This is a genomic window from Bradyrhizobium sp. BR 10289 (genome assembly GCF_019455385.1).
Taxonomy (GTDB): domain Bacteria; phylum Pseudomonadota; class Alphaproteobacteria; order Rhizobiales; family Xanthobacteraceae; genus Bradyrhizobium.
In genome coordinates, this window is the sequence record NZ_JACOFR010000002.1 from 422,822 (window position 1) to 447,316 (window position 24,495).

At 64.6% G+C, this 24,495-nt stretch carries 21 protein-coding genes and 3 tRNA genes; 12 read left to right on the forward strand and 12 right to left on the reverse strand.

The genetic code is table 11. The annotated features are described in order from the left end of the window. Nucleotides 1–904 (reverse strand): hypothetical protein (locus HYH08_RS05500; protein ID WP_220008726.1); only part of this gene is annotated, 904 nt, incomplete at its 3' end. 358 nt (nt 905–1,262) lie between these two features. On the opposite strand from HYH08_RS05500, the gene HYH08_RS05505 reads away from it, so the two are divergent. The 3 genes from HYH08_RS05505 to pepT all read left to right on the forward strand — a co-directional run bounded on the left by HYH08_RS05505 (nt 1,263) and on the right by pepT (nt 3,226). Continuing rightward, nucleotides 1,263–1,339: transfer RNA gene (locus HYH08_RS05505), tRNA-Asp, on the forward strand. 195 nt (nt 1,340–1,534) lie between these two features. Beyond that, a complete protein-coding gene (locus HYH08_RS05510) occupies nt 1,535–1,879 on the forward strand; it encodes an HU family DNA-binding protein (RefSeq protein ID WP_220008727.1) in 345 nt (114 codons plus the stop codon). A gap of 96 nt (nt 1,880–1,975) precedes the next feature. Further along, nucleotides 1,976–3,226 carry a peptidase T gene (pepT, locus tag HYH08_RS05515; protein WP_220008728.1) on the forward strand — a complete coding sequence of 417 codons (1,251 nt, stop codon included), beginning with the start codon at nt 1,976–1,978 and terminating at the stop codon, nt 3,224–3,226. 184 nt (nt 3,227–3,410) lie between these two features. On the opposite strand, the gene HYH08_RS05520 is transcribed toward pepT, so the two are convergent. Further along, nucleotides 3,411–4,433 carry an AraC family transcriptional regulator gene (locus HYH08_RS05520; RefSeq protein ID WP_220008729.1) on the reverse strand — a complete coding sequence of 341 codons (1,023 nt, stop codon included), beginning with the start codon at nt 4,431–4,433 and terminating at the stop codon, nt 3,411–3,413. Between the two features lie 265 nt (nt 4,434–4,698). Here HYH08_RS05520 and HYH08_RS05525 point away from each other — a divergent pair, with 265 nt between their 5' ends. Then, on the forward strand, nt 4,699–5,334 hold the full coding sequence (locus tag HYH08_RS05525) for a MarR family winged helix-turn-helix transcriptional regulator (RefSeq protein WP_502787395.1): 636 nt from the start codon (nt 4,699–4,701) through the stop codon (nt 5,332–5,334). Nucleotides 5,335–5,361: 27 nt separating this feature from the next. On the opposite strand, the gene HYH08_RS05530 is transcribed toward HYH08_RS05525, so the two are convergent. Further along, complete coding sequence (locus HYH08_RS05530) at nt 5,362–6,246, reverse strand: hypothetical protein (RefSeq protein WP_220008731.1); 885 nt, start codon at nt 6,244–6,246, stop codon at nt 5,362–5,364. 358 nt (nt 6,247–6,604) lie between these two features. Here HYH08_RS05530 and HYH08_RS05535 point away from each other — a divergent pair, with 358 nt between their 5' ends. From HYH08_RS05535 to HYH08_RS05560, 6 genes are all read left to right on the forward strand, one after another. Then, nucleotides 6,605–6,844, forward strand: a complete 240-nt coding sequence (locus HYH08_RS05535) for a hypothetical protein (protein ID WP_220008957.1) — start codon at nt 6,605–6,607, stop codon at nt 6,842–6,844. 174 nt (nt 6,845–7,018) lie between these two features. Beyond that, the gene (locus HYH08_RS05540; RefSeq protein ID WP_220008732.1) at nt 7,019–7,327 is read left to right on the forward strand and encodes a hypothetical protein; all 309 of its coding nucleotides are present in this window, start codon (nt 7,019–7,021) and stop codon (nt 7,325–7,327) included. 56 nt (nt 7,328–7,383) lie between these two features. Next, nucleotides 7,384–8,658, forward strand: a complete 1,275-nt coding sequence (gene ihpA / locus HYH08_RS05545; RefSeq protein ID WP_220008733.1) for a divalent metal ion exporter subunit IhpA — start codon at nt 7,384–7,386, stop codon at nt 8,656–8,658. Next, on the forward strand, nt 8,655–9,632 hold the full coding sequence (gene ihpB, locus HYH08_RS05550) for a divalent metal ion exporter adaptor subunit IhpB (RefSeq protein WP_220008734.1): 978 nt from the start codon (nt 8,655–8,657) through the stop codon (nt 9,630–9,632). Before ihpA ends, ihpB begins: the two co-directional genes overlap by 4 nt. Then, nucleotides 9,625–12,834: an efflux RND transporter permease subunit gene (locus tag HYH08_RS05555; protein ID WP_220008735.1), complete on the forward strand. Its 3,210-nt coding sequence runs from the start codon at nt 9,625–9,627 to the stop codon at nt 12,832–12,834. Before ihpB ends, HYH08_RS05555 begins: the two co-directional genes overlap by 8 nt. Before the next feature lie 2 nt (nt 12,835–12,836). Then, nucleotides 12,837–13,826 carry a cation diffusion facilitator family transporter gene (locus tag HYH08_RS05560; protein ID WP_220008736.1) on the forward strand — a complete coding sequence of 330 codons (990 nt, stop codon included), beginning with the start codon at nt 12,837–12,839 and terminating at the stop codon, nt 13,824–13,826. 127 nt (nt 13,827–13,953) lie between these two features. Here HYH08_RS05560 and HYH08_RS05565 read toward each other — a convergent pair whose 3' ends face one another. From HYH08_RS05565 to clpX, 5 genes are all read right to left on the reverse strand, one after another. Then, on the reverse strand, nt 13,954–14,814 hold the full coding sequence (locus HYH08_RS05565; protein WP_220008737.1) for a class I SAM-dependent methyltransferase: 861 nt from the start codon (nt 14,812–14,814) through the stop codon (nt 13,954–13,956). A 125-nt stretch (nt 14,815–14,939) separates the two neighbouring features. Further along, nucleotides 14,940–15,016 (reverse strand) — tRNA-Val (locus HYH08_RS05570). 50 nt (nt 15,017–15,066) lie between these two features. After that, complete coding sequence (locus HYH08_RS05575) at nt 15,067–15,471, reverse strand: GFA family protein (RefSeq protein ID WP_220008738.1); 405 nt, start codon at nt 15,469–15,471, stop codon at nt 15,067–15,069. A 61-nt stretch (nt 15,472–15,532) separates the two neighbouring features. Continuing rightward, nucleotides 15,533–17,956 (reverse strand): endopeptidase La, encoded by a 2,424-nt coding sequence (gene lon, locus HYH08_RS05580; protein ID WP_220008739.1) that lies wholly within the window; start codon nt 17,954–17,956, stop codon nt 15,533–15,535. Nucleotides 17,957–18,283: 327 nt separating this feature from the next. After that, entirely contained in the window at nt 18,284–19,555 is a 1,272-nt protein-coding gene (gene clpX, locus HYH08_RS05585) for an ATP-dependent Clp protease ATP-binding subunit ClpX (protein WP_018642420.1), read from the reverse strand. A 178-nt stretch (nt 19,556–19,733) separates the two neighbouring features. Between clpX and HYH08_RS05590 the strand changes: the two genes are divergently transcribed. Continuing rightward, nucleotides 19,734–19,940, forward strand: coding sequence for a hypothetical protein (locus HYH08_RS05590; protein WP_220008740.1), 207 nt, complete (start codon nt 19,734–19,736; stop codon nt 19,938–19,940). A gap of 73 nt (nt 19,941–20,013) precedes the next feature. Here HYH08_RS05590 and HYH08_RS05595 read toward each other — a convergent pair whose 3' ends face one another. From HYH08_RS05595 to HYH08_RS05605, 3 genes are all read right to left on the reverse strand, one after another. Next, nucleotides 20,014–20,649 carry an ATP-dependent Clp protease proteolytic subunit gene (locus HYH08_RS05595; protein ID WP_211411570.1) on the reverse strand — a complete coding sequence of 212 codons (636 nt, stop codon included), beginning with the start codon at nt 20,647–20,649 and terminating at the stop codon, nt 20,014–20,016. A gap of 304 nt (nt 20,650–20,953) precedes the next feature. Next, a complete protein-coding gene (gene tig / locus HYH08_RS05600; RefSeq protein WP_220008741.1) occupies nt 20,954–22,312 on the reverse strand; it encodes a trigger factor in 1,359 nt (452 codons plus the stop codon). 174 nt (nt 22,313–22,486) lie between these two features. Continuing rightward, nucleotides 22,487–22,571, reverse strand: a tRNA-Leu gene (locus HYH08_RS05605). A gap of 154 nt (nt 22,572–22,725) precedes the next feature. Here HYH08_RS05605 and HYH08_RS05610 point away from each other — a divergent pair. After that, on the forward strand, nt 22,726–24,051 hold the full coding sequence (locus tag HYH08_RS05610; RefSeq protein WP_220008742.1) for a multicopper oxidase domain-containing protein: 1,326 nt from the start codon (nt 22,726–22,728) through the stop codon (nt 24,049–24,051). A 12-nt stretch (nt 24,052–24,063) separates the two neighbouring features. Here HYH08_RS05610 and HYH08_RS05615 read toward each other — a convergent pair whose 3' ends face one another. Further along, a complete protein-coding gene (locus HYH08_RS05615; RefSeq protein ID WP_220008743.1) occupies nt 24,064–24,471 on the reverse strand; it encodes a GNAT family N-acetyltransferase in 408 nt (135 codons plus the stop codon). Between the last annotated feature and the right edge of the window lie 24 nt (nt 24,472–24,495).

Here is a 24,495-nt window from a genome sequence, read left to right on the forward strand (position 1 = left end):
TCGCATTCGAAACATCGCCGCTGGCCTTGCCGGCTGCGTCCAGAACCTGGTCGCCGGTCGCCTCGCCGAAATGATAGTCGATGCCCGTCCCGACCAGATCGGACGTGCCGTCTCGCGCCTTGGTCACCGCGGCAGCGACATCCTTGCCGGCCAGCCCGGTCACGATCGCATTCGAGATATCACCGCCTGCCTTGCCGGCTGCATCCAGAACCTGGTCGCCGGTCGCGTCGCCGAACTGATAGTCGATGGCGGTCTTGGCCAGGTCGGAGACACGGTCGCGGGCTTCGGTCACGGCGGAGGCAAGGTCCTTGCTCCCCAACCCCGTCACGATGGCGTTCGAGACGGCACCACCGATCCTGCCAACCGCATTGAGGACCTGGTCACCCGTGGCATCGCCGAAATGATAGTCGATGCCCGTTTTGATCAAATCGGATCCGCTGTCCCGAGCGCCTGCGATGGCCTCGGCTGTGTCCTTGCCTGCCAACCCCGTGACAATCGCGTTCGAAACGTCTGCGCCGACCTTTCCGGCAGCGTCGAGCACCTGATCGCTCGTGGCCGCGCCAAAATGATAGTCGATCAGCTTGCCGCCCAGATCCCTGCCGCTGTCCTCCAGCCCGGTGACGGCATGCGCCAGATCCTGGCCGCCCAGTCCGGTCACCACCGTATTCGTGACGCCTTCGATCGCCTTCGTCGCGGATGTCAGGACCTGATCGTCGGTTGCATCCCCGAAATGATGATCGACCAGCGATGAGCCGAAATCGGCCAGCGATGCCCTGGCTTCGCTGGCGGCGGCCAGGGTCTCCGAAACCCTCGTCTCAGCGATCCTTTTCGCCTTGGCTCCGATGCCCTCTATGAAGGCCTCGACGTTCGACTGACCGTCGGAATTGGTTTGCGCGTCGGCCATAAATACCCTCCGCAAAATACGTGAATGCTGAAATGAGCATATATCGACACAATTTTGCCACACTGTCTACTGGTATGGCCGGCTCTCTAAACCAGAGATGGTCGTGTACGCACGGTGGCAAAGCTAGCCGCGCGCCTTGTTCAAATGCGTTGGCTGCGGGCTTGGACGCTCAGGACCATCGATGCCATCTCTCTCGCGGCGCGGGTCGGTCGATCAGCATCGACACCGTCTTCGGGCGACGCCGCGGAGCGGCCAGCGCCCCGCTGTGGGTGTTCGATCATCAGGACTGCAACGTCCTTGACTTCACCCAGCCCCACCTTTAAGTCCCCCCTCGTTCCGCGCGCTTTGAGCGAACCACGCGGGAGTAGCTCAGTTGGTTAGAGCGCCGGCCTGTCACGCCGGAGGTCGCGGGTTCGAGCCCCGTCTCTCGCGCCATTTTGGCAACCCCTCCAAAGACTTAGCCCCGACGTCTCAATGCTTTTCGCGGCTGCCTGGACGCTTTGCCGCGTTCGGCGGGAACTCGTGGCATAGTCAGTCCCGTCCCGAATCGTCTACCCCTTCGGGAACTTAGAGGGATCCCCACGCATTTCCGGCTTTCCCGGGGCCTCTCTGTTATTGAGGAGGCCAGACATGGCTAAGAAGGACTTGGCGAAGAAGGATTCGGGCAAGAAGGACTCGGCCAAGAAAGCCGCCGCGCCCGCCACCATCACGCTCAAGCACTTGGCCGCCGACATCGCAGAGAGCCAAGATCTCTCCAAGAAGCACGCCGAGGCCGTGCTGACCGACATGGTCGACCTGATCACTAAGCACCTGAAGAAGGGCGACCGCGTCCGCATCGTGGGCCTCGGCATCCTCCAGGTCCGTAAGCGCGCAGCCCGCACCGGCCGCAATCCCTCAACCGGCGAGGCCATCCACATCAAGGCGAGCAAGAAGGTGGCGTTCCGCCCGGTCAAGGAGCTCAAGGAAGCGATCTGAGCGGCTTACGTTTCGTTAAGCCTGTTCGGCCGCATCAAGGCCCGCTTTTCTGATATACCGCCTGCATCCCCCAAAGACCCGGCGGTTTGACCAGAAATGACCTCCCTCAATTTCTCCCACACCGTGACCGAGCGCTTCCTGCGCTACGTCACCATCGATACCCAGTCCGATCCAGCCTCCCCCAGCTCGCCCTCGACCGAGAAGCAGAAAGACCTCGGCCGCGTGCTTGCCGCCGAGCTGAAGGCCATGGGCATCAGTGACGCCCATCTCGACGATTACGGCTATGTCTACGGAACGATCCCGGCCAATACGACCAAGAAGGTGCCGGTGATCTGCTTCTGCTCGCACATGGACACCTCGCCCGACGTCACCGGCAAGGACGTCAAGCCGCAAGTCGTGAAAAACTATCGCGGCGGCGACATCACGCTTCCGGGCGATACCAGCCAGGTGATCCGCTTCAACGAGCATCCCGCGCTGAAGAACCAGATCGGCAACGACATCATCACCACCGACGGCACCACGCTGCTCGGCGCCGACAACAAGGCCGGCGTCGCCGAGATCATGGATGCCGCTCAGTTCTTCATCAACAATCCCGACGTGAAGCACGGCACCATCAAGATCCTGTTCACGCCGGACGAGGAGATCGGCCGCGGCGTCGACAATGTCGACATCAAGAAGCTGGGCGCTGATTTCGGCTACACCATGGACGGCGAGAGCGCGGGAAGCGTCGAGGACGAGACCTTCTCGGCTGACGGCGCCACCATCACCATCAACGGCGTCAGCGCCCATCCCGGCTATGCCAAGGGCAAGATGGAGCATGCGATCAAGATCGCGGCCGCCATCGTCGAGCGCCTGCCGAAGGAAGGCTGCTCGCCCGAGACGACGTCAGGCAAGCAGGGCTTTTTGCATCCGATCAGCATCGAGGGCGCGCTGGAGCAGGCCACGCTGTCCTTCATCGTGCGCGACTTCACCGAGGAAGGGCTGAAGGAGAAAGAGGATCTGCTCGAAGGCATCGTCAAGGACGTGATGAAGGACTATCCGCGCTCGACCTACAAGTTCGAGGTGCGCGAACAGTACCGCAACATGAAGCAGGTGATCGACCGTCACCCGCACGTGCTCGAATACGCCATCGAGGCGATCCGCCGCGCCGGCCTGCGCCCGATGCGCACCGCGATCCGCGGCGGCACCGATGGCTCGCGCCTGTCCTTCATGGGTCTGCCCTGCCCCAACATCTTTGCGGGCGAGCACGCGTTTCATTCGCGCCTCGAATGGGTCAGCCGTCAGGACATGGAAAAGGCCGTGCAGACCATCGTGCACCTTGCGATGATCTGGGAGGAGAAGGCGTAGCGTCGGCAGCTCAGGCTGGGACCTTTCGTGTCGGGCGCGTGCGACGTCGCGTTCGCCCGAGGCTCGTGACATTCGCTCAGACCGAGGCATCGGTAAGAGGCGACGCGATCGAATTGCGCCTCGCAAGTTGAGGCCAGCAGTGGGGCCTGCGATTGAAGCATTAATTTGGCTTTGGCGACTCTCCCTAGGCGGCGCGAAACTTTCGCGGCGTGGAGCCGGTCCATCGACCGAAGGCGTTAGTGAAGGAGCTGGCCTCGCGATAACCGAGCAGCCAGGCGATCTGCGAGATCGGTAGCTGCTGCTCGCTGAGGTATCGTTTGGCCAGCGCCGCGCGCGTGTCGTCGAGCAATTCCGAGAAAGTTATGTCTTCCTCCGCCAATGCACGTGCGAGCGTACGGCGACTCATGCCGAGGCGGCCGGCGATCAGTTCTACATTGGCCCGTCCGTGCGGCAACGCCTGGACGATCGCATCCTCCACGCGGGAGCGAAAGTTCGATCGCGGCGGATTGCGATTACCCAACGCCTCGTTGGCATAGTCCAGCAAGAGCTTGTTCAGATAGAGGTCGGCATCGACGGACCGCAGCGACGCGGCCGACGCTGCGAAGACGATCTCGTCTGCATTTGCGCCGAACTGGATTTCGCAGCCGAGGAAGGTCAGGATTCGCGCGGGTAGTGCGGAGCGATAATGCCTTACCCTGATCTGTTGTGGGGCCATCCGGCTGTTCGTCACCCGGCGGCAGACACGGACCAGCGTGCCGAGCCAGAACTCGGCCTGATGACGATCGGAGTGACGAGCGACATTGACATAGTCGAGCGTGATGGCGACGCCGCGCTCAAGATCGACGGCGAGCCGAACGCCTTCGTTGTTCAGAGTGCTGTAGCGCGCGGCATTACGAAGCGCCGCGGCTAGAGTCTCTGACGACGCCATGACGTAGTACAGCAGCCCGATCTCTCGAAGATCGAAGTCCCGCGCCAAGTGAAAGCCGAGATGCTCGTCGCGCAACACCTCCGCAGCTAGATCGAGGAGCTTGATCTGCGCTACAACGTCGAGACGACGCGATGGCTCGTCGATAAGATCGAGCGTCAGCCCGGCGCGCGACACCAGACCTGCCAAGTCTTTGCCGGCGCCGCGGACCCGCTCGCATGCCAGTCGCGCGATTCCGCCGGTGGCACTGGGTAGGGAACTGAGCCGGTTCGTGTGGTGCATGGCTGTGGCAACGCCCGTTGTCCCCAAAAACCAAATCCGTGGCACGCTTTCACAAATGGGCATTCCGAGCCGGGCCTATATCGCAGGTCGGACGCCGGGATCGATTCTGCGTGCCTCGATCACCCTCACATTCCACGAGCGACAGGCACAGCCAGACATTGATCTGGGTCAAAGAACTGACGATGCAAATCATAAATCCGGCCGGGCCGCAGCGACTGCATATGGCTTTTGCAACACGTCCGCCGGCACGCAATCGAGCGAGATCATGCCAATCCGCGAAACCGTCGAGCTGCTCGCGCAAGCCGCCAGCGCCTTGCAGACGCCCGACAATCTGCGCGGATTGCGGGAACGGGAATGGAGCGCCCTGCGGTTTCTGGCGCGCGCCAATAAGTTTTCGCGAAGCCCGACCGCCTTGGCCAGGTATCTCGGCACGACGCCGGCCACCGCGACCCAGGTCATCAAGACTCTCGAAGATAAAGGGTACCTCGCCCGCAAGCCGTCGCCGCGCGACAAACGCGCTGTGCTGCTTTGCGTCACAACACAAGGTGAGCGGCTGCTGTTGCAACACGATCCGATCAACGGCGCGGTACACGCGGTCGCGACGCTCATTGAAGAGGATCGCATCCAGTTGCGGAATGCGCTGAACTCAGTCCTGAGCCGCCTCGAATCGCCCTACCGCCAAGTCAATGCCGGTGTTTGCCGAGGCTGCTTTTTCCTGAACAAGGGTGCTGCATCCACGGGTTCAGTCAAGCCAGGCTCGACCAAGTTGGGTTCAATCAGGTCCGGTTCAATCAAGGTGCTGACGGAGGCCGAATTCCGCTGCCGGCTTCACCGTGCGCCGATCGCGGCGCACGAAACCGAGTTGCTCTGCACCAGTTTCGAGCGCGCAGGCGAGGAGTGAACGACACCATCCGCGCTCGCAGGGTCGTCACGGCACCGGCATCGCGCGTGGCGTGCGATGGAAGCGGTTCGCGCTGGCCATCCAATTCGGCAACGGTTCGCCATCGCGATGCCGTCCGCCGGCAACAGCAGCAGCCCACGCCACCGCGGCACCGATCAGGGTCGCGACCGCCACCGAGAACGCCACGATGATCGAGTTGCGCCGTGCCCGGTTGATGGCGGTCTTGGAATCCGCGATCAGCGCATCGACCCGCCGTTCGGAGTCAGGGGCCGCCAGTCCCGTGAGAGCGGCGACTTGTTGCACAAGGTAGCTCCGGTCATCCGAGCTGACGCCGCTGTGGCTGGACGACGTCATCAGGATGCGCCCGGCTTCGGCGCGAGCTTCCCTCATATCCGTATTGGGCGGACGACGCGGCGCGCGGAACAGCTTGTCGAGCTCATAGCTCAACACAGGCTCGGCCGCGGACGTGTTGCTCGCGCCGCTGCGCATCGGCGATCGGTCGATCGCAGCAGCCCCGAGCAGTGCGAGCAAAGCCGCACCGGCCAGCACGGCCAGAGCCCAGGAGGTCAGCCCATGCAGACCATCCCGCCGCTCGCCATCGTCTTCGATCGTTGCGAGCGCAGGCGCCGGGCGCGTCGTCCGGCCGGAGATGTAGCCGCCGAAGCCGAAGCTGATGATGGCCTGGATGATCAGATAGAGTCCCGACAGCAGCGCCAGCGCAGCGGATGCATCACGCCAAGTCGGCGAAGCCGAACTAACGCCCAGGCCCACTGCAACGCCAAAACCGATCAGGATAAAGGACATTGCGCCGGCGGCGAGAGCGCCTGCGAACACCGAGCTCCACTGGATGGTCCGGGGGCCGGCAGCCGCCACGCCCCCCTCCATCATGTCGTCCCTTACACGCGTTTCCATGGTCGCTCTCTCAGCGCAGGCCGAAGAACGACAGGATCGCCATGATGACGACGATTAAGCCGATGAGATAAATCAGTCCGTCCATAGTCCGTCCTCCTCGAATGCTCCGGGTCGCTAATCAGGCGGAGGGAGGAATGTTCCTAATTTCTGCATCGGGCGCGGAACGAACGGGCTCGATGCGAATTGTCTGCTCAAGTCCCAAGGATGATGAAGATTGTGAGCACAGAGGCCTCAGCCGGTCAGCCCCGGCTGGGGCCTCTCCGGTTTTGCCCCGCGTCTCCTGTCCTTTGTTAACGACGTCGGCGTCGAAATCGTCGAGGATGCGAGCGGGGCAGACACTCCGGATCAGGAGAGTCGCGTGGATCGCAGAACGGCCTGCTTGCAGCAAGCGGACGCATTCCGGGAAAAGGCCATCGCCGATCCCGAGCACCACGATCAGTGGATCGACGAAGCCATCAAATGGCTGGAGCGGGCGATGGAAGCGGGCTGTCGCGCCGCGATCACCGTGGAGCCCGGCAATATCTGGCCAGTTTCGGAACCGGCCCGTTCGACACCCGACGGGCTCGCCCCTCAAAGCCGCATGATTACCCGGCAGTGAGAAGCGCTCGCAGTGCCGGCGGTGCGGCATTTGTTCCGAGGACGTAACATTATTGCGGGTCGACACTGTTCCGGCGGCCGTGCTACCGCAGGCCGATCAGAATCCCGAGTGCCCCCAGTGACCTCGTTCCGCCCCCCCTGTCGCTTTTGCTTCTCGCGCAACTGGCGTGGGCTGGTGGCCGTGCTGGTCGCAACGATGTACCTGCTGTCCGGCATGCTGCACGGTGCGCACGACATCGACGTCACCAGCCCCTCCGGTGGCTCGGAGATCGCCTCGATCCTCGACGAAGGTTCCGCCGGCCATGGCGATCACAAGGCACTCGGCGGCCATCACTGCCACGGCTGTTTCTCGGTCGCCGTCGCTCAGCCCCTGTTGGCCGAAGCCTCAGCCGACATCGTTGCCGCACCGATCGCGCAGCGTGAGCCTGCGCTGATCGGCATTGCGCTCGACACCGACTCGCCTCCCCCCAAACACCTGACCTGAACTGATCAGCCGGGCGCTTCGCGCGCCCACGATGCTATTGTTCACAGGTCACCTCCATGTCTTGCAGACGGACTGCCGCGCGCCTTGCGTGCGCGATGGCAATTTTCATTGGCTTCTCGCCGACGCAGCACGCCCACGCCCAGACGCTGACCATGCGCGCCGCGCTCTCGCGCGCGCTGGCGGCGAGCCCGCGCCTGACGGCGGCGGAACGCGACGTTGGCATCGCCACCGGCCAGCGCATCCAGGCCGGCGCCCTGCTCAATCCGGAACTGTCCTATGAGCAGGACAATTCTTTCGGCTCCGGCAATTATCGCGGCACGAAATCGGCCGAGACCACGCTCCAGATCAGCCAGGCGTTCGAGCTGTTCGGCAAACGCGAGGCGCGGATCGCCGCGGGCGCGGCCGGCATCGAGGTCGCAGCGATCCAGCGCAAGGCGATCAGGCTGGAGGTGCTGTCGGAGACCGCGATCGCGTTTCTCGGCGTGCTCGGCGCGCAGCGGCGCATCCAGATCCTCGACGAGCAGATCGCTGCGATCGACCAGTTGACCCCGCTGCTCCGCCGCCGCGTCGAAGCCGGCGCCTCCTCGCCGGCGGAGACCGGCCGCGCAGAGGTTGCCTCTGCGCTGGTGAAGGCCGACCGCGAGCGCTTCAAGGCGACGCTGGCGAGCGCACGGCGCGAGCTTGCCGTGCTGATGGGCGATCCCAACGCGAAATTCGGCGAGGTCTCCGGCCGGCTCGACTCCATGGTGAAGCCGCCGACGTTCCAGTCCGTGGTCGCCGCCATCGATGCCAATCCGCAGCTGGTGCGCTGGACCGCGGTCTATGCCCAGCGCAATGCCGAGCTCCTGATGGCGCGCCTGCGGCCTTATCCCGACGTGCGGATCGCCGCCGGCTGGCGCCATTTCAACGAGACCAATGACGACGCCGTGCGCCTCTCCGTCTCGGTGCCGATCCCCGTGTTCGACCAGAACCAGGGCAACATCCTCTCGGCGCAGGAGAGCCTCGCCAAGACCCGCGCCGAGCGCGAGGCCAACCGGAACACGCTGATCGTGGTCGCCGGCCGCGCCTATGACTCGCTCCAGGGCTCGCTGCGCGAGCTCGCCGTGCTGCGCGAGACAGCCATCCCCAAGGCGACCGAGGCCTCGGAGGCGATCTCGCAAGGCTACGGCCAAGGCCGCTTCACCCTGCTCGAGGTGCTCGACGCCCAGGCCAGCGTGACGCAGGCGCGGCTGCGCGAGCAGGAGGCGCTGCAGAATTTCCATGCCGGCGTCGCCACCATCGAAGGCCTCGTCGGCAATCCCTTTGCGCTGGCCCGGGAGAGCGCGCGATGAAGACGTCCTCCACCCTGCTCATAGCCGTCATGGCCGCCGCCCTCGGCGCCTACGGCTATTCCCTGCTCGCGCCGGCCAAGGTCGCGCCCACCGAGCACGCCGAACATTCGGAGCCGAAGAAGCCGAACGACCATGTCGAGCAGGACGAGCACGGCGCCGACCGCATCCGCATCTCCGACGTCAAGCTCGCGGCCGCCGGCGTGGTTCTGGCGGAAGCCGCAAGCGCCACGCTGACCGACACGCTGTCCTTCAACGGCATCTTGCGCGCCAACCAGGAAGCCGTGGTGCAGGTGACGCCGCGCTTTCCGGGCGTCGCCAAATCGATCCAGAGGCGCATTGGCGACAAGGTCGCCAAGGACGATCTGCTCGCCACGATCGAAAGCAACCAGAGCCTCACGATCTACGAGCTGAAGGCGCCAATCGCGGGCACCATCATCGAGCGGCAGATCTCGCTCGGCGAATACGCCTCCGAGCAGAAGCCGGCCTTCGTCGTCGCCGACCTCTCATCCATTTGGGTCGATCTCTCGATCTACCGGCAGGACCTCAAGCGCGTCCGCCTCAATGACGAGGTGCTGATCGATCCCGACGACGGCCGCGGCGAGATCAAGGGCGCGATCACCTACATGGCGCCGGTCGGTTCGAGCGAGACGCAGACCGCGCTGGCGCGTGTCGTGCTGCCCAATCCCGATGGGCGCCTGAGGCCCGGCCTGTTCGTCACGGCACGGCTGATCCTCGCCGCGCGCAATGTCGCGGTTGCCGTGCGCAAAAGCGCGATCCAGACGCTGGAGAACAGGACCATCGTGTTCGTGCGTGAGGACGGCGACAAGATCGAGGCGCGCCCGGTCGAGCTTGGCGATTCCGATCCGAAATTCGTCGAGATCCGCGCCGGTCTTACTGCCGGCGAACGCTACGTCGCCGAGAACAGCTTTGTTGTGAAGGCGGAGATGGGCAAGGGAGAGGCCGATCATGATTGACGCGCTCCTCGCCTTCTCCGTTCGCCAGCGCTGGCTCGTCGTCCTGCTCGCGCTCGCCGCCGGCGCCCTCAGTGCCTGGAACTTCACCCGTCTGCCGATCGACGCCGTCCCTGACGTCACCAACGTGCAGGTGCAGATCAACACGCGCGCGCCTGGCCTGTCGCCGCTCGAAGCCGAGCAGCGCATCACCTTCCCGCTCGAGACCGCGATGGGCGGCCTGCCCAGGCTCGATTATACACGCTCGATCTCGCGCTATGGGCTGAGCCAGGTGACCGTCGTGTTCCAGGACGGCACTGACATCTATTTCGCCCGCCAGCTCGTCAATGAACGGATCCAGCAGGCGAAGGACCAGTTGCCGGCCGGCACGGAGGTCGCGATGGGGCCGATCTCGACCGGGCTCGGCGAGATCTATGTCTATTCGGTCGAGGCCAGGCCCGGTGCGAAATCGGCCGAGGGCGCCGAGTTCACGCCGACCGAGCTGCGCACCATCCAGGACTGGATCATCAAGCCGCAGCTGCGCACCATTTCCGGCGTGGTCGAGGTCAACTCGATCGGCGGCTATGAGCGGCAGTTCCACGTGCTGCCGATCCCCGGCCGGCTGATGGCCTACAAGCTCGGCTTCCGCGACATCATGACGGCGCTCGCCGCCAACAATGCCAATGTCGGCGCCGGCTATATCGAGCGCAACGGCGAGCAATATCTGGTCCGGGCGCCGGGCCAGGTCGCCAATATCGAGGACATCAGGAACATCGTGATCGGCTCGCGCGGCGGCGTCCCGGTGCGCATCCGTGACGTCGCCGAAGTCGAGGAAGGCCGGGATCTGCGCAGCGGCGCGGCCTCGACCAACGGCACGGAGACGGTGCTCGGCACCGCCATGCTGCTGATCGGCGAGAACAGCCGCACCGTGGCCCAGCGCGTCAAGGCGAGACTCACGGAGATCGCAAAGTCGCTGCCCGACGGGGTGATCGCGCGCGCGGTCTATGACCGCACCCATCTGGTGGAAGCGACCATCCAGACGGTCGAGAAAAACCTGATCGAGGGCGCGGCACTGGTGATCGCGGTGCTGTTCCTGATCCTCGGCAACATCCGCGCCGCGCTGATCACCGCCTGCGTCATCCCGCTGTCCATGCTGTTCACCATCACAGGCATGGTCGAGAGCAAGGTCAGCGCCAATCTGATGAGCCTCGGCGCGATCGATTTCGGCATCATCGTCGACGGCGCGGTCATCATCGTCGAGAACTGCCTGCGGCTGCTCGCCGCCGGGCAGCACCGCCGCGGCCGGTTGCTGACGCTGGCGGAGCGGATGGAGACGATCCGCGCAGGTAGCAGCGAGGTCATCAAGCCGAGCCTGTTCGGCACGCTGATCATCGCGGTGGTCTACCTGCCGATCCTCACCCTGACAGGGACCGAGGGCAAGATGTTCACACCGATGGCGCTGACCGTGCTGATGGCGCTCGCGGGCGCAGCGATGCTGTCGGTCACCTTCGTTCCAGCCGCGGTCGCGATCCTCGTCACCGGCAAGGTCTCGGAGACGGAGAACGTGTTCATGCGGGCGGCCAAGCGCCTCTACGGGCCGCTGCTCGAGCGCGCCATCCTTTACCGCGGCAGCGTCGCGTTCGGTGCCGTTCTGATCGTCGCGGGCAGCATCTTCGCCGCGACGCGCATGGGCGGCGAATTCATCCCGAGCTTAGATGAAGGCGACATCACCATCGAGACCATCCGGATTCCCGGCACCAGCCTGACCCAGAGCGTCGACATGCAGCTGCGGCTGGAGAATGCGGTGAGGCACGTGCCGGAGGTCGCAACCATCTTCTCCAAGGTCGGCACCGCCGAGATCGCCAACGATCCGATGCCCCCCAACGCCGCCGACACCTATGTCACCTTGAGACCGCGTGAGGAATGGCCCGATCCCAAAAAGCCGAAGAACGAGGTGATCACGGAGATCGAGCGCGCCGCCAACACCCTGCCCGGCACTGCCTATGGCATGACCCAGCCGATCCAGATGCGCTTCAACGAGCTCATCGCCGGCATCCGCAGCGACGTCGGCGTCAAGATCTTTGGGGACGATCTCGACATGCTCGCCAATGTTGCCCAGCAGGTCAACGGCGTCATGCGCAGCATCGCGGGCGCGGCCGACGTCAAGACCGAGCAGGTCGCGGGCCTGCCGATCCTCACCGTCAGGCTCGACCGCCAGGCGCTGTCGCGCTACGGCCTCAGCCTCAGCGAGGTGCAAAATCTCGTCGAGATCGCGATCGGCGGCAAGCCGGCCGGAAAGCTGTTCGAGGGCGACCGCCGCTTCGACATCGTGGTGCGCCTGCCTGAAAGCCTGCGCGCCGATCCCGAGGCCATCAAGTCGCTGCCGATTCCGCTGCCGCCGGGCGAGGACGTCGCGGCCCTCACCAGGACCGCATGGCCGGGCGGAAATTCGGGGCTGCGCTACATCCCCCTCTCCTCCGTCGCGGCGATCGAGATCGCTCCGGGCCCGAACCAGATCAGCCGCGAGAACGGCAAGCGCCGCGTCGTGGTGATGGCCAACGTCCGCGGGCGCGATTTGCACTCCTTCGTCGCCGAGGTGCAGGAGGCGGTGGCCGAGAAGATCAGACTGCCGCCGGGCTACTGGATCGGCTGGGGCGGACAATTCGAGCAGCTGGTCTCCGCGACCAAGCGGCTGACCATCGTCGTGCCCGTCGCACTGCTGCTGGTGTTCCTGCTGCTGTTCATGGGCATGGGATCGGCGGCGGATGCGGCGCTGGTGTTCTCCGGCGTGCCGCTGGCGCTGACCGGCGGCGTCGCGGCGCTGCTGCTGCGCGGCATCCCGCTGTCGATCAGTGCCGGGGTCGGCTTCATCGCGCTGTCGGGCGTCGCCGTGCTCAACGGCCTCGTCATCATCGCCTTCATCGAGCGGCTGCGCAGCGAGGGGCGCCCCATCGCGGAGGCGGTACGCGAGGGCGCGCTGACCCGGCTGCGCCCGGTGCTGATGACGGCCCTCGTCGCCTCGCTCGGCTTCGTGCCGATGGCGCTTGCGACCGGCGCCGGCGCCGAGGTGCAGCGGCCGCTGGCGACCGTGGTGATCGGCGGCATCATCTCCTCGACGGTGCTGACGCTGCTGGTGCTGCCGGCGCTCTACGTGCTGTTCCGGCGTGACGGGGCAGCCGAAACGCCTACAATGGCGCCTGATTTGGCTGAAGCCGGGGAGCGCTAGGTTTGGGCAGCCACGACCACCACGGTCATCACCACCACGACCATGCCGGCCACCAGCACGATCATGGTCACGGCCATGACCATAGCCATGACCACGGCCATGCCGGGCATGTCCACGCGCCCGCCAATTTCGGCAAGGCGTTCGCGATCGGCATCATGCTCAACACCACGCTGGTCGTGGCCGAGGCTATCTATGGCTATCTCGGCAACTCCACCGCCCTCTTCGCCGACGCCGGGCACAATCTGTCCGACGTGCTCGGCCTCGTCGTCGCCTGGGGCGCCTCGATCGCAGCGCGGCGCGCGCCGAGCGGCCGCTTCACCTATGGCTTTCGCGCCTCCACCATCCTCGCCGCGCTGGCGAATGCGGTGTTCCTGCTGGTTGCGACCGGCGCGATCGGCTGGGAGGCGATTTTGCGCCTGCGCGAGCCGGAGCCGGTTGCGGGCGTCACCGTGATGGTCGTCGCCGGCATCGGCATCCTCATCAACGGCTTTACCGCGCTGCTGTTCGCCAGCGGACGCAAGGACGACATCAACATCGAAGGCGCCTATCTGCACATGGCGGCCGATGCTGCGGTCTCGCTCGGCGTAGTCATCTCCGCAGCGCTGATCATCTGGACCGGCTGGCTCTGGCTCGATCCCGTCACCAGCCTCGTCATCTGCCTCACCATCCTCTGGAGCACGACCAGCCTGCTCCGCAGCTCGATCGACATGTCGATGGCGGCAGCGCCCAAGGGCACCGACCTCGCCGCGATCAAGCTATTGCTGCTGGAGCGGCCCGGTGTGTCAGGGATCCACGATCTTCATGTCTGGCCGATCTCGACCACCGAGATGGCGCTGACATGTCATCTCGTGATGCCCGCAGGGAGCGGCGATGCGTTCCTGATGGAGACCGCGCAGATGCTGAAGACGAGCTTCCGCATCGGCCACACCACGCTCCAGATCGAAACGCATCCGGATAACGGCTGCGCGCTGGCGCCGGATGACGTGGTCTGAGGGGGCGACTGGCCTATCCACGTCATTGCGAGCGCAGCGAAGCAATCCAGACTGCCTCCGCGGGAAGACTCTGGGTTGCTTCGTCGCAAGTGCTCCTCGCAATGACGGCGTGGTGGGAGCGGAGGCCCTACCCCACCTTCGCCGTCACGATCCAGATCGCCCCTTGCAGCGCCACACTCTGCCCCTGCAGGAACGGTGTGAGCATCTCGCGGATCGAGGCTTTTGCGGCCGCATAGGTCTCCGGCGGATGGCCCTGGAGCGCACGGCTGGCGGGACCGATCTGGAGCGCGCCGTCGACGGCGGCATCGAGCCCGCCGCCGATTGCGATGTCCATCGGAAGGCTATGCGGCTCCATCGCGACATCCGCGAAGCCCGCACCTTTCAGGATGTGCGTCACGCGCTCTTCCGAGGCGAAGGCGAACGGGCCCGGCTCTTCCGGCCCGACCGGCGGCATCTTCGGCACGTGCTTGTAGACCGCCATCAGCGGCGCCATCATCCACGGGTTCTCCTTCGGCTCGCGCCAGCAGGCGAAGGCGAGCCGCCCGGACGGCTTCAGCGCGCGACGAAGATTGCTGAAGGACGCGATCGGATCGGCGAAGAACATCACGCCGAAGCGCGAGGCGAGCAGATCGAAGCTCGCCGGCTCGAACGGATAGACGGTCGCATCCGCCAGCACGAAATCCAGCGGGAGACCCTTTGGCGCAAACGCGCGCGCCTGCGACAGCATCGGCTCGGAGACGTCGAGGCCGAGCGCGAAGCCATCGGGCGCGACCGCCTTTGCGAACGCAAACGTCGTCGCCCCCGAGCCGCAACCGACATCGAGCACGCGCTCGCCCGGTTTCGGCCTCGCACGCTCGATCAGGACGTCGGCGATGGGTCCGAGCAACTTCTCCTGCGCCGCATGGCGATCGGCCCAGCGCTGGCCACTCGGCCCGTTCCAGTAGGCGATCTGGTCGGCGTTCTGCTGGTGTCCGCTGGGCTGTTGCATCGGGGCCTCTCGCTCGATATCGCCCGCCTTCGCCTATGGGCTTCGGCGCGGCAGCCTTCGTTCGCTTCGCGCCATGACGGGTGAGGCTGGCTCGCCAAACCGAAGCTCGCGAAGCGAGCGAAGGCTGGTGGGCGGTCACGGATTCGAACCGCGGACCCTCTCGGTGTAAACGAGATGCTCTAACCAGCTGAGCTAACCGCCCCTCGCCGCCTCTTTATCCCTACCCGCCCCGTACGGGCAAGTCCGGAACGGTCAATCCTCCGGCTTTCCCGGCAGCAGCGGCACCGCGTCGATCCACACTGCGGCCGAGCGGCACCAGATCTGCCTGACCGGGCGGAGGGCGTCGCGCTGGCGGATCGCGCCCCAGCGGATGCCCCAATCATCGGCCTGGTCGCCCTCGCCGCTGGTGAACAGCGGGGAACCGCACTCGCCACAGAAGTGCTGGAAGCGCATCCGGCCGTTGTCGCCGCGCTTGCCGTAGACTTTTGGCGTGCCGGCGGTGAGCCGGACATCCGCCGCCGAACAGACGGCCGTCACACGGAACGGCGAGCCGGTCAGGGTCTGGCAGTCGGTGCAATGGCACACCGACACCGCCTCGGGGTCGATCTCGGCCTCAAAGCTGATCTTGCCGCAATGGCAGTGACCGTCGACCTGCATCGTCCCTCCCCCAAACAAAAACGGCGCCCGAAGGCGCCGTTTTATCATGTTTCGCTGAAGCTCAGTGAGCGGTCAGGCCGCCGGCGGCTTCGTCGCCGTCGGGCTTCACCGTCACCTTGGTATCCTCTTCCCAGACGATCGGCACCGGCTTCTTCACCAGCGCCTTGGCGATGACGTCGTCGAGACGGGAGACCGGGATGATCTCCATGCCGCCCTTGATCGCATCGGAAATCTCCGTGAGATCCTTGGCGTTGTCCTCGGGGATCAGCACCGTCTTGATGCCGCCACGGGCCGCAGCCAGCAGCTTCTCCTTGAGGCCGCCGATCGGCAGCACGCGGCCGCGCAGCGTGATCTCGCCGGTCATCGCGACATCGTGGCGGACCGGGATGCCGGTCATGACCGAGATGATCGCGGTGGCCATCGCGACGCCCGCCGACGGGCCGTCCTTCGGCGTCGCGCCCTCGGGCACGTGCACGTGGATGTCGCGCCGGTCGAACAGCGGCGGCTCGATGCCGTAGGTGATCGCGCGCGAGCGGACGTAGGACGCCGCCGCCGAGATCGATTCCTTCATCACGTCACGCAGATTGCCCGTGACCGTCATCTTGCCCTTGCCGGGCATCATGACGCCTTCGATCGTCAGCAGCTCGCCGCCGACATCGGTCCAGGCAAGGCCGGTGACGATGCCGACCTGGGCCTCGCTCTCGATCTCGCCGAAGCGGTACTTCGGCACGCCGAGCAGCTCTTCCAGAGTCTTCTCGGTGACCTTGACCGACTTCTTCTTGGAGATCATCAGCTCCTTCACCGCCTTGCGGGCGAGTGTGGAGAGCTCACGCTCCAGATTACGCACGCCCGCTTCGCGGGTGTAGCGGCGGATCAAGAGCAGCAGCGCGTCGTCGTCGATCGAGAACTCCTTGGAGTCCAGGCCGTGCTTGGACACCGCGTTCGGGATCAGATGCTTGCGCGAGATCTCGACCTTCTCGTTCTCGGTGTAGCCCGCGATCCGGATGATCTCCATGCGGTCCATCAGCGGTCCCGGAATATTCAGCGTATTCGCGGTGGTGATGAACATCACGTTGGACAGATCGTAGTCGACCTCGAGATAGTGGTCGTTGAAGGTCCCGTTCTGCTCGGGGTCAAGGACCTCGAGCAGCGCCGAGGACGGATCGCCGCGGAAGTCGGCGCCCATCTTGTCGATCTCGTCCAGCAGGAACAGCGGATTGGACGACTTCGCCTTCCGCATCGACTGGATGATCTTGCCGGGCATCGAGCCGATATAGGTGCGGCGGTGACCGCGGATCTCGGCCTCGTCACGCACGCCGCCGAGCGAGACGCGCACGAACTCGCGGCCGGTCGCCTTCGCGATCGACTTGCCGAGCGAGGTCTTGCCGACGCCGGGAGGCCCGACGAGGCACAGGATCGGCCCGGTCAGCTTGTTGGCGCGCGACTGCACCGCGAGATACTCGACGATACGTTCCTTGACCTTCTCCAGCCCGTAGTGGTCGGAATCCAGGACGGCCTGGGCCGCTTCCAGATCCTTCTTCACCTTGGACTTCTTGTTCCACGGAATCGACAGCAGCCAGTCCAGATAGTTGCGCACGACGGTCGCTTCCGCGGACATCGGCGACATCTGGCGCAGCTTCTTCAATTCATGCTGCGCCTTCTCGCGCGCTTCCTTGGAGAGCTTGGTCTTGGCGATCTTCTCCTCGAGATCGGCGAGCTCGTCGCGACCGTCGTCGTCGCCGAGCTCCTTCTGGATCGCCTTCATCTGCTCGTTGAGATAGTACTCGCGCTGGGTCTTCTCCATCTGGCGCTTGACGCGAGAACGGATCCGCTTCTCGACCTGCAGCACCGAGATCTCGCTCTCCATCAGGCCCAGCACCTTTTCCAGGCGCGTGGTGACGGACAGCGTCTCCAGGATGCCCTGGCGATCGGCGATCTTGACGGCAAGATGCGAGGCAACGGTGTCGGCGAGCTTGGCGAAATCGGTGATCGCCTGCACGACGCCGACGACCTCGGCCGAGATCTTCTTGTTGAGCTTCACATAGCTCTCGAAGTCGGACACGACCGAACGCGCCAGCGCTTCCGCCTCGACCGACTTCGCATCGGTATCGGCGAGCGCAACGGCGGTGGCTTCATAATAGTCGGCGCGATCGGTGTATTTTGCGACGCGCGCACGCTCGAGCCCTTCGACCAGCACCTTCACGGTGCCGTCAGGGAGCTTCAAGAGCTGCAGCACGCTGGCAAGCGTACCGGTCTCGTAAATGGCATCGGGCGCCGGATCATCGTCGGACGCGTTCTTCTGCGTCGCGAGCATGATCAGCGCGTCGTTCTTCATCACCTCTTCGAGCGCGCGGATCGACTTCTCGCGACCGACGAAGAGCGGAACGATCATGTGCGGGAAGACGACGATGTCGCGCAGTGGCAGCACGGGATAAGCGTGCGTCTCGCCATGGACGATGGTTGGCCGGGGTTTTGGATTAGTCATGGCCTTTTCCTTTTGCTTTGCCCCCTCGCACGCAGTCCGCCGTCTTCATGCGCAACCGCCACAAGGTGCCGAGGTGATCCAAAAATCCAGTCTACCGTTCGAAGGTTGGACCGAGCTTGCCGGATCTGAACTGAGGCGAATCTCGAACAGGATTCGAGCTTCGCCCTGCGACATTAGGTGGCTATCGACCGGGGGGGTGTCAAGTCATTGAAAGACGCGCGCCATCAGGCGCTTACGCACGCGAATAAGCGACGCAACACCGGCTGCGGAGATACTTTCCGCAGCCCGAAACTGATGAGACGATTGAAGCGTTCCAGCGCCGGGGAATCAGGCGCTGGCGTTCTCGACGGCGCGATCGGTCCGATCGGCGTAGATGTAGAGCGGACGCGCCGTGCCTTCCACGACTTCGCGGGAAATCACGACCTCTTCCACACCTTCCAGGCCCGGCAGATCGAACATGGTCTCGAGCAGGATCGCCTCAAGGATCGAACGCAGACCACGCGCGCCAGTCTTGCGCTCGATCGCCTTGCGGGCAACCGCGCCAAGCGCCTCGTCGGCGAAGGTCAGCTCGATGTTCTCCATCTCGAACAGCCGCTGGTACTGTTTCACCAGCGCGTTCTTCGGCTCGGTGAGGATCTTCTTCAGCGAGGTCTCGTCGAGGTCCTCGAGCGTCGCCACGACCGGCAGACGGCCGACGAATTCAGGAATGAGACCGTACTTCAGGAGGTCCTCAGGTTCGACGTGGCGGAAGATCTCGCCGGTGCGGCGGTCTTCCGGTGCCATCACCTGGGCCGCGAAACCGATCGAGGTGGACCGCCCGCGCGCCGAGATGATCTTCTCGAGACCGGCGAACGCACCGCCGCAGATGAACAGGATGTTGGTGGTATCCACCTGCAGGAACTCCTGCTGCGGATGCTTGCGGCCGCCCTGCGGCGGGACCGAAGCCACCGTGCCCTCCATGATCTTCAGCAGCGCCTGCTGCACGCCCTCACCCGACACATCGCGCGTGATCGAGGGATTGTCGGACTTGCGACTGATCTTGTCGATTTCGTCGATGTAGACGATGCCGCGCTGGGCGCGCTCGACATTGTAGTCGGCGGCCTGGAGCAGCTTCAGGATGATGTTCTCGACGTCCTCGCCGACATAGCCGGCTTCGGTCAGCGTGGTCGCGTCCGCCATCGTGAACGGCACGTCCAGGATGCGGGCGAGCGTCTGCGCGAGCAGCGTCTTGCCCGAACCGGTCGGACCGATCAGCAGGATGTTCGACTTCGCGAGCTCGACGTCGTTGTGCTTGGTCTGGTGGTTGAGGCGCTTGTAGTGGTTGTGCACCGCGACCGACAGGACCTTCTTGGCATGGCTCTGGCCGATCACGTAATCGTCCAGCACCTTGCAGATCTCCTTCGGCGTCGGAATGCCGTCGCGCGACTTGACCAGCGAGGACTTGTTCTCCTCGCGGATGATGTCCATGCAGAGCTCGACGCACTCGTCGCAAATGAAGACCGTGGGACCCGCGATCAGTTTGCGGACTTCGTGCTGGCTCTTGCCGCAGAACGAGCAATATAGCGTGTTCTTGGAGTCGCTCGTGCCGACCTTACTCATTCATGTCTCCGTCCGCGGTTCGATCCCGTCCGCTCGATCGCCCCATCCCGACACATCGATCGGCATGAAGCTTAAGTAGAGCAAATTCCGTACCAAAAAAGACCCTACGCGTTACATCCCGTGCGAATCACGGTCACTCGATTCTCCCGCGATCATAGCCGATCAATCGTAGCCAACCATGCTGTCACCCGACTATCAAGAATTCGCTAATCGGGGGTCGCCGGCTACCCGTGACAATACCGTGATTTCCGGTCTTGGCACGGGCGAAGTGATGGAAATCACCCCGGCGTTGCTGGATTGCCACGAAAAACAAGCACGAAAGCGGAACTTTCTGCCTGTCGCGGGGCGCAAAATACCGTTTTGCGATGCGCGCCCGCGCACCTAACGTGAACGCGCCCTGATGGTCCCCGGAGATCCCCAAGATATTCCGAGGGATCTCCGTAGCGGGGCCAGTAGTGCTACGGGGCCTTCGCCGGCGCCGGCTCTTCGGCGCGCTTGTCGATGACCTTGTCGACCAGGCCGAACTCCTTGGCGTCGTTGGCGGTCAGGAACTTGTCGCGTTCCAGCGCGTCCTCGATCGTCTTGTAGGTCTGGCCGGTGTGCTTCACGTAGATCTCGTTGAGCCGCTTCTTCAGGTTCAGGATTTCCTGGGCGTGCAGCATGATGTCAGTGGCCTGACCCTGGAACCCGCCGGAGGGCTGGTGAACCATGATGCGCGCGTTCGGCAGCGAGAAGCGCATGTCCTTCTCGCCGGCGGCGAGCAGCAGCGAGCCCATCGAGGCGGCCTGGCCGGTGCAGAGCGTGGAGACCGGCGGGCGGATGAACTGCATGGTGTCGTAGATCGCAAGGCCCGACGTCACCACGCCGCCCGGCGAGTTGATGTACATCGAGATTTCCTTCTTCGGATTTTCCGCCTCGAGGAACAGGAGCTGCGCGACGATCAACGTCGACATGCCGTCCTCGACCGGGCCGGTCACGAAGATGATGCGCTCTTTCAGCAGGCGCGAGAAAATGTCGTAGGCGCGCTCGCCACGGTTGGTCTGCTCGACCACCATGGGCACGAGGTTCATGTAGGTTTCAACCGGATCGCGCATGAGTCACCTAGGGTTTTAGAGGCGGACATCGCCAGTCTTGGCCGCAGTCTTGGCTGCCAGTCAGACTGGATGTGCCGGAAGGCCGATGGACGCCCCGTGATGCAGGAAGTTGGTAGAGGTAGAACGCGTAGGTATCGACAGATATAGCGCAATTCGCGCCAGACAAGTGCGGAGCGAATTAAGCCTTAATCCATTCGGCCCCTTGCGGCACTTGAAGCTGATTCTCGCAAAAAGGCCCAGCCGGCCATCTGGCTAGCTGGGCGCTTCCGCTGATCATCCTTAATGGAAGACTGTATCAAAGCCTTCAGGCTGCAGTCTTTTCCTCGTCGTCCTTGTAGAGCTCCTCGCGCGAGACCTTCTTCTCGGTGACGTTGGCGAGCTCGAGGATGAAATCGACGACCTTGTCCTCGTAGATCGGGGCGCGAAGCTGGGCCAGCGCCTGGGCGTTGTTACGATAGAAGTCCCAGACTTCCTTCTCGCGGCCGGGCATCTGGCGGGCGCGCTCGATCACGGCACGACCCACCTCGTCGTCAGTCACGGTGATCTTGTTCTTCTCGCCAATCTCGGAGAGCACGAGGCCGAGCCGCACGCGGCGGTCGGCGATCTTGCGGTACTCTTCCTTCGCCTTCTCCTCAGTGGTGTCCTCGTCGGCGAAGGTCTTGCCGGCGGAGTCCATCTCGGCCTTGACCGAGTTCCACATCAGGTTGAACTCCTCGTCGACGAGCGACGGGGGAGCTTCGAAGCGATGCGCCTCGTCGAGACGGTCGAGCAGCGCGCGCTTGACGCGCTGGCGCGTCGCACCCGCGAACTCGGCGGCCAGGCGCTCGCGCGCGGCTTCCTTCAGCTTGTCCAGCGATTCGAGGCCGAGGGTCTTGGCGAACTCGTCGTCGATCGCAACGTCCTGCGGCGCCTCGATCGTGGTCGCGGTGGTCTCGAACTCGGCCGGCTGGCCGGCGAGCTTCTCGCTCATGTAGTTCTTCGGGAACGTCACCTTCAGCGTGCGGGTCTCGCCCGCGCCGATGCCGATGAGCTGCTCCTCGAAACCCGGAATGAAGGTGTTGGAACCGATCACGACTTGGATGCCCTCACCGGTGCCGCCCTCGAAGGCTTCGCCGTTGATGGTGCCCTTGAAGTTGATGGTCACGCGATCGCCCGACTCCGCCTTGGCGCCGTCGGCCTTCGCGGCATAGCCGCGATTGGTGTCGGCGATGCGCTTGATCGCCTCGTCGACATCGGCGTCGGAGACGTCAGCGACGGGCTTCTCGACCTGGAAGGTCTTGAAATCGGCGAGCGCGATGGCGGGCACCACCTCGATCGCGACCGTGTAGGTCAGATCGGTCTTGCCGCTCAGCAGCTCCTCGACCTCGGCCTGCTCGGTCGGCATCGTGATCTTCGGCTCGGTCGCAAGGCGGAAGCCGCGCTCGGAGAACAGCTGCGTGTTGGTGTCGCGGATGGTCTGGTCGATGGTCTCGGCCATCACCGAGCGGCCATAGACCTTCTTCAGGTGCGTCACCGGCACCTTGCCGGGACGGAAGCCGTTGATGCGGACCTTGTCCTTGAGGTCGGTGAGCTTGGCGCCGGCCTTGGCGTCGAGATCAGACGCGGGAACGCTGATCTTGAACTCGTGCTTCAAACCTTCCGAGAGGGTTTCTGTGACCTGCATGGCGTCCAATCTTCTTCTCGTTCGGTCCCGGCACGCATGCGTCGGGACGCTGTCGTTAATCGATCCAGCGCAAGGCAAAGCGCCTCGACGCCGGTGGTTCATCGACCGGCTCCAGACGGACAAAACATCCGCCAGGAAGCAGGTCGCGTAATCCGTGCAAACGCGATGAGCGCTTGGTGCGGGCGGAGGGACTCGAACCCCCACAACTTTCGTCACTGGAACCTAAATCCAGCGCGTCTACCAGTTCCGCCACGCCCGCGTGAAGTTGCATCAAGACCGGCCGCGATGCCGCGGGCGGCCGGGCTTATAGCATGTGCCCGACTGTTCGCAGCAAAAAAATGGCCTGATGGCGGCAGGCTTCAAGTAGGCACGATGGCTGGACTTATCCAGCGCGGCATGGTCCGGATCGCGCCATGAGAACGCGGATATCTGCCCCCAATCGGCGTGAGGTTCTGGCCGGGCTTGGAGCTTCCCTGGGAGCCTCTCTTGGCGCCACGGTAGCCGGGCTCGCGGCGGCAGGCGCAGGCCCGCTCGTGACCGCCCAGCTCGCGCTTCAGGCCAGGGCCGCAACCCTGGCTCTCAGGCCGGGTCAGCCACCTACACCGATCTGGGAGCTGACCGCCGTAAGTCACCTCGGCGACGTCCGTCTCAAGCGCTTCGACAACTGCCAGGTGGTGTTCCGGAACGACCTGCCTGTGCCGCTTGCGCCGGTCTGGTACGGCCTGAGTGCCCCGGCCGTCACCGATCAGTTCCGGGGCCGCGCGCCGGTGGCACCGGACGCGACCGAAACGTCAATGGTTTCAATACCAAACGCTGGAACCCTGCTGGCCGACTTCCGACTCTTCGAGGACGGCCTGAAGCAGCCCGCGCGCCCCCTCCCGATCATCGCCACCGAATCCAGCCGGGTCCCCGTCGATCGCGACGTGATCCTGCTGATCGAGGAGTGGCGCCTGCGGCCGGATGGCACCGCTATTCCCGCCGGACGCGATCCCAAGGACACGGCGGTCCTCTACACGATCAACGGCAAAACTTCATTCGAACTCTCAGCCTCGGCCGGCGAGCGCCTCCGGCTGCGCTTTATCAATGGCTCCCAACGCTCTGTTCTCGCGATCAAATTGGAGAATCACGAGGTCCAGGTGGTGGCCCTCGACGGCCAGCCGGCCGAGCCGTTCCCGGCCCGCAACGGCGCGCTGGTGCTGGCCCCCGGCGCGCGCGCCGATGCCTTTGTGGATGCAGCCACATCGGCCCCTTTCCTGCTGCATGACGGCAAGCAGGCGCAACAGGTCGGAACTCTGACGATCTCAGGCAGGCTGGAACGCCCGCCGCTGTTGCCGCCGCAGCCGCTCCCGCCAAACGACTTGCCCGAGAAGCTCGACCTGAAAGGTGCCCTGCGGTTCGATGTCGCGCTCGGCGCGCCCGATCTTGTCTGGGCCCGGCCTGCGACCTTCTCCGTCAACTCTGCCCCCGCCTTCCGCGCCAGGACCGCCCGGACCGTCGTACTGGCCCTCAAGAACCCCGCCCCCATTGCCACCGTGTTCCATCTGCACGGCCACCATTTCCGCCTGCTCGACAAGCTCGACGATGGCTGGAAGCCCTACTGGCTCGACACGCTCGCGATCGAACCCGGCCAGACCCAGCGCATCGCTTTCGCGGCGACCTCGCCCGGCCGATGGCTGCTTGAGTCGGTCGTAACCGACTGGGCTGCGCCGCGACTGGTGCGCTGGTATGCGGTGGAGTGAAGACGCGTAGGCCTACCGTGTCCAGAGATAGCGAGCATCCGGCTCCTTCTCCTCGTTCCGCGCTCCGTCGGTCTGCTCGACCAGCACGAAGCCGCGCGCTTCATAGAAACGCCGCGCCGGCGCGTTGCGCTGGAAGGTCCAGATCTCCAGCCGATCGCAGGCGTCCTTGGCGAGGTCGAGGAGTTCGGTACCGATGCCGCGGCCGCGCGCGGCCGGAAGCACGTAGAGCTGATCGACCCAGCCGTCGCGGAAGGCAATAATGCCGCTTAGCACGTCGTCATCGAAATGGCCCCATACGCGGCAGGTCTTGAAGACATGCTCGCGGTAGAACCAGCGGTCCTCGTCCGGCGTGTGCAGCCCGACGAGCCAGGGCATCGCATGGTCGAACGCGGTCCGACGAACCTGCGCAGCGGCGTCCATATCGGCGAGCGCGAGCTGCCGCAG

Bases quoted from the DNA above. Each gene is read 5' to 3' on its own strand.
- tig (WP_220008741.1), bottom strand. From the start codon at position 22,312: ATGCAGGTCACAGAAACCCTCTCGGAAGGTTTGAAGCACGAGTTCAAG.
- HYH08_RS05555 (WP_220008735.1), top strand. From the start codon at position 9,625: ATGATTGACGCGCTCCTCGCCTTCTCCGTTCGCCAGCGCTGGCTCGTC.
- HYH08_RS05610 (WP_220008742.1), top strand. From the start codon at position 22,726: ATGAGAACGCGGATATCTGCCCCCAATCGGCGTGAGGTTCTGGCCGGG.
- HYH08_RS05615 (WP_220008743.1), bottom strand. From the start codon at position 24,471: ATGGACGCCGCTGCGCAGGTTCGTCGGACCGCGTTCGACCATGCGATG.
- ihpA (WP_220008733.1), top strand. From the start codon at position 7,384: ATGTCTTGCAGACGGACTGCCGCGCGCCTTGCGTGCGCGATGGCAATT.
- HYH08_RS05530 (WP_220008731.1), bottom strand. From the start codon at position 6,246: ATGGAAACGCGTGTAAGGGACGACATGATGGAGGGGGGCGTGGCGGCT.
- clpX (WP_018642420.1), bottom strand. From the start codon at position 19,555: ATGAGTAAGGTCGGCACGAGCGACTCCAAGAACACGCTATATTGCTCG.
- HYH08_RS05525 (WP_502787395.1), top strand. From the start codon at position 4,699: ATGCCAATCCGCGAAACCGTCGAGCTGCTCGCGCAAGCCGCCAGCGCC.
- HYH08_RS05575 (WP_220008738.1), bottom strand. From the start codon at position 15,471: ATGCAGGTCGACGGTCACTGCCATTGCGGCAAGATCAGCTTTGAGGCC.
- pepT (WP_220008728.1), top strand. From the start codon at position 1,976: ATGACCTCCCTCAATTTCTCCCACACCGTGACCGAGCGCTTCCTGCGC.
- HYH08_RS05565 (WP_220008737.1), bottom strand. From the start codon at position 14,814: ATGCAACAGCCCAGCGGACACCAGCAGAACGCCGACCAGATCGCCTAC.
- HYH08_RS05595 (WP_211411570.1), bottom strand. From the start codon at position 20,649: ATGCGCGATCCGGTTGAAACCTACATGAACCTCGTGCCCATGGTGGTC.
- HYH08_RS05520 (WP_220008729.1), bottom strand. From the start codon at position 4,433: ATGCACCACACGAACCGGCTCAGTTCCCTACCCAGTGCCACCGGCGGA.
- lon (WP_220008739.1), bottom strand. From the start codon at position 17,956: ATGACTAATCCAAAACCCCGGCCAACCATCGTCCATGGCGAGACGCAC.
- ihpB (WP_220008734.1), top strand. From the start codon at position 8,655: ATGAAGACGTCCTCCACCCTGCTCATAGCCGTCATGGCCGCCGCCCTC.
- HYH08_RS05590 (WP_220008740.1), top strand. From the start codon at position 19,734: ATGCTGTCACCCGACTATCAAGAATTCGCTAATCGGGGGTCGCCGGCT.
- HYH08_RS05510 (WP_220008727.1), top strand. From the start codon at position 1,535: ATGGCTAAGAAGGACTTGGCGAAGAAGGATTCGGGCAAGAAGGACTCG.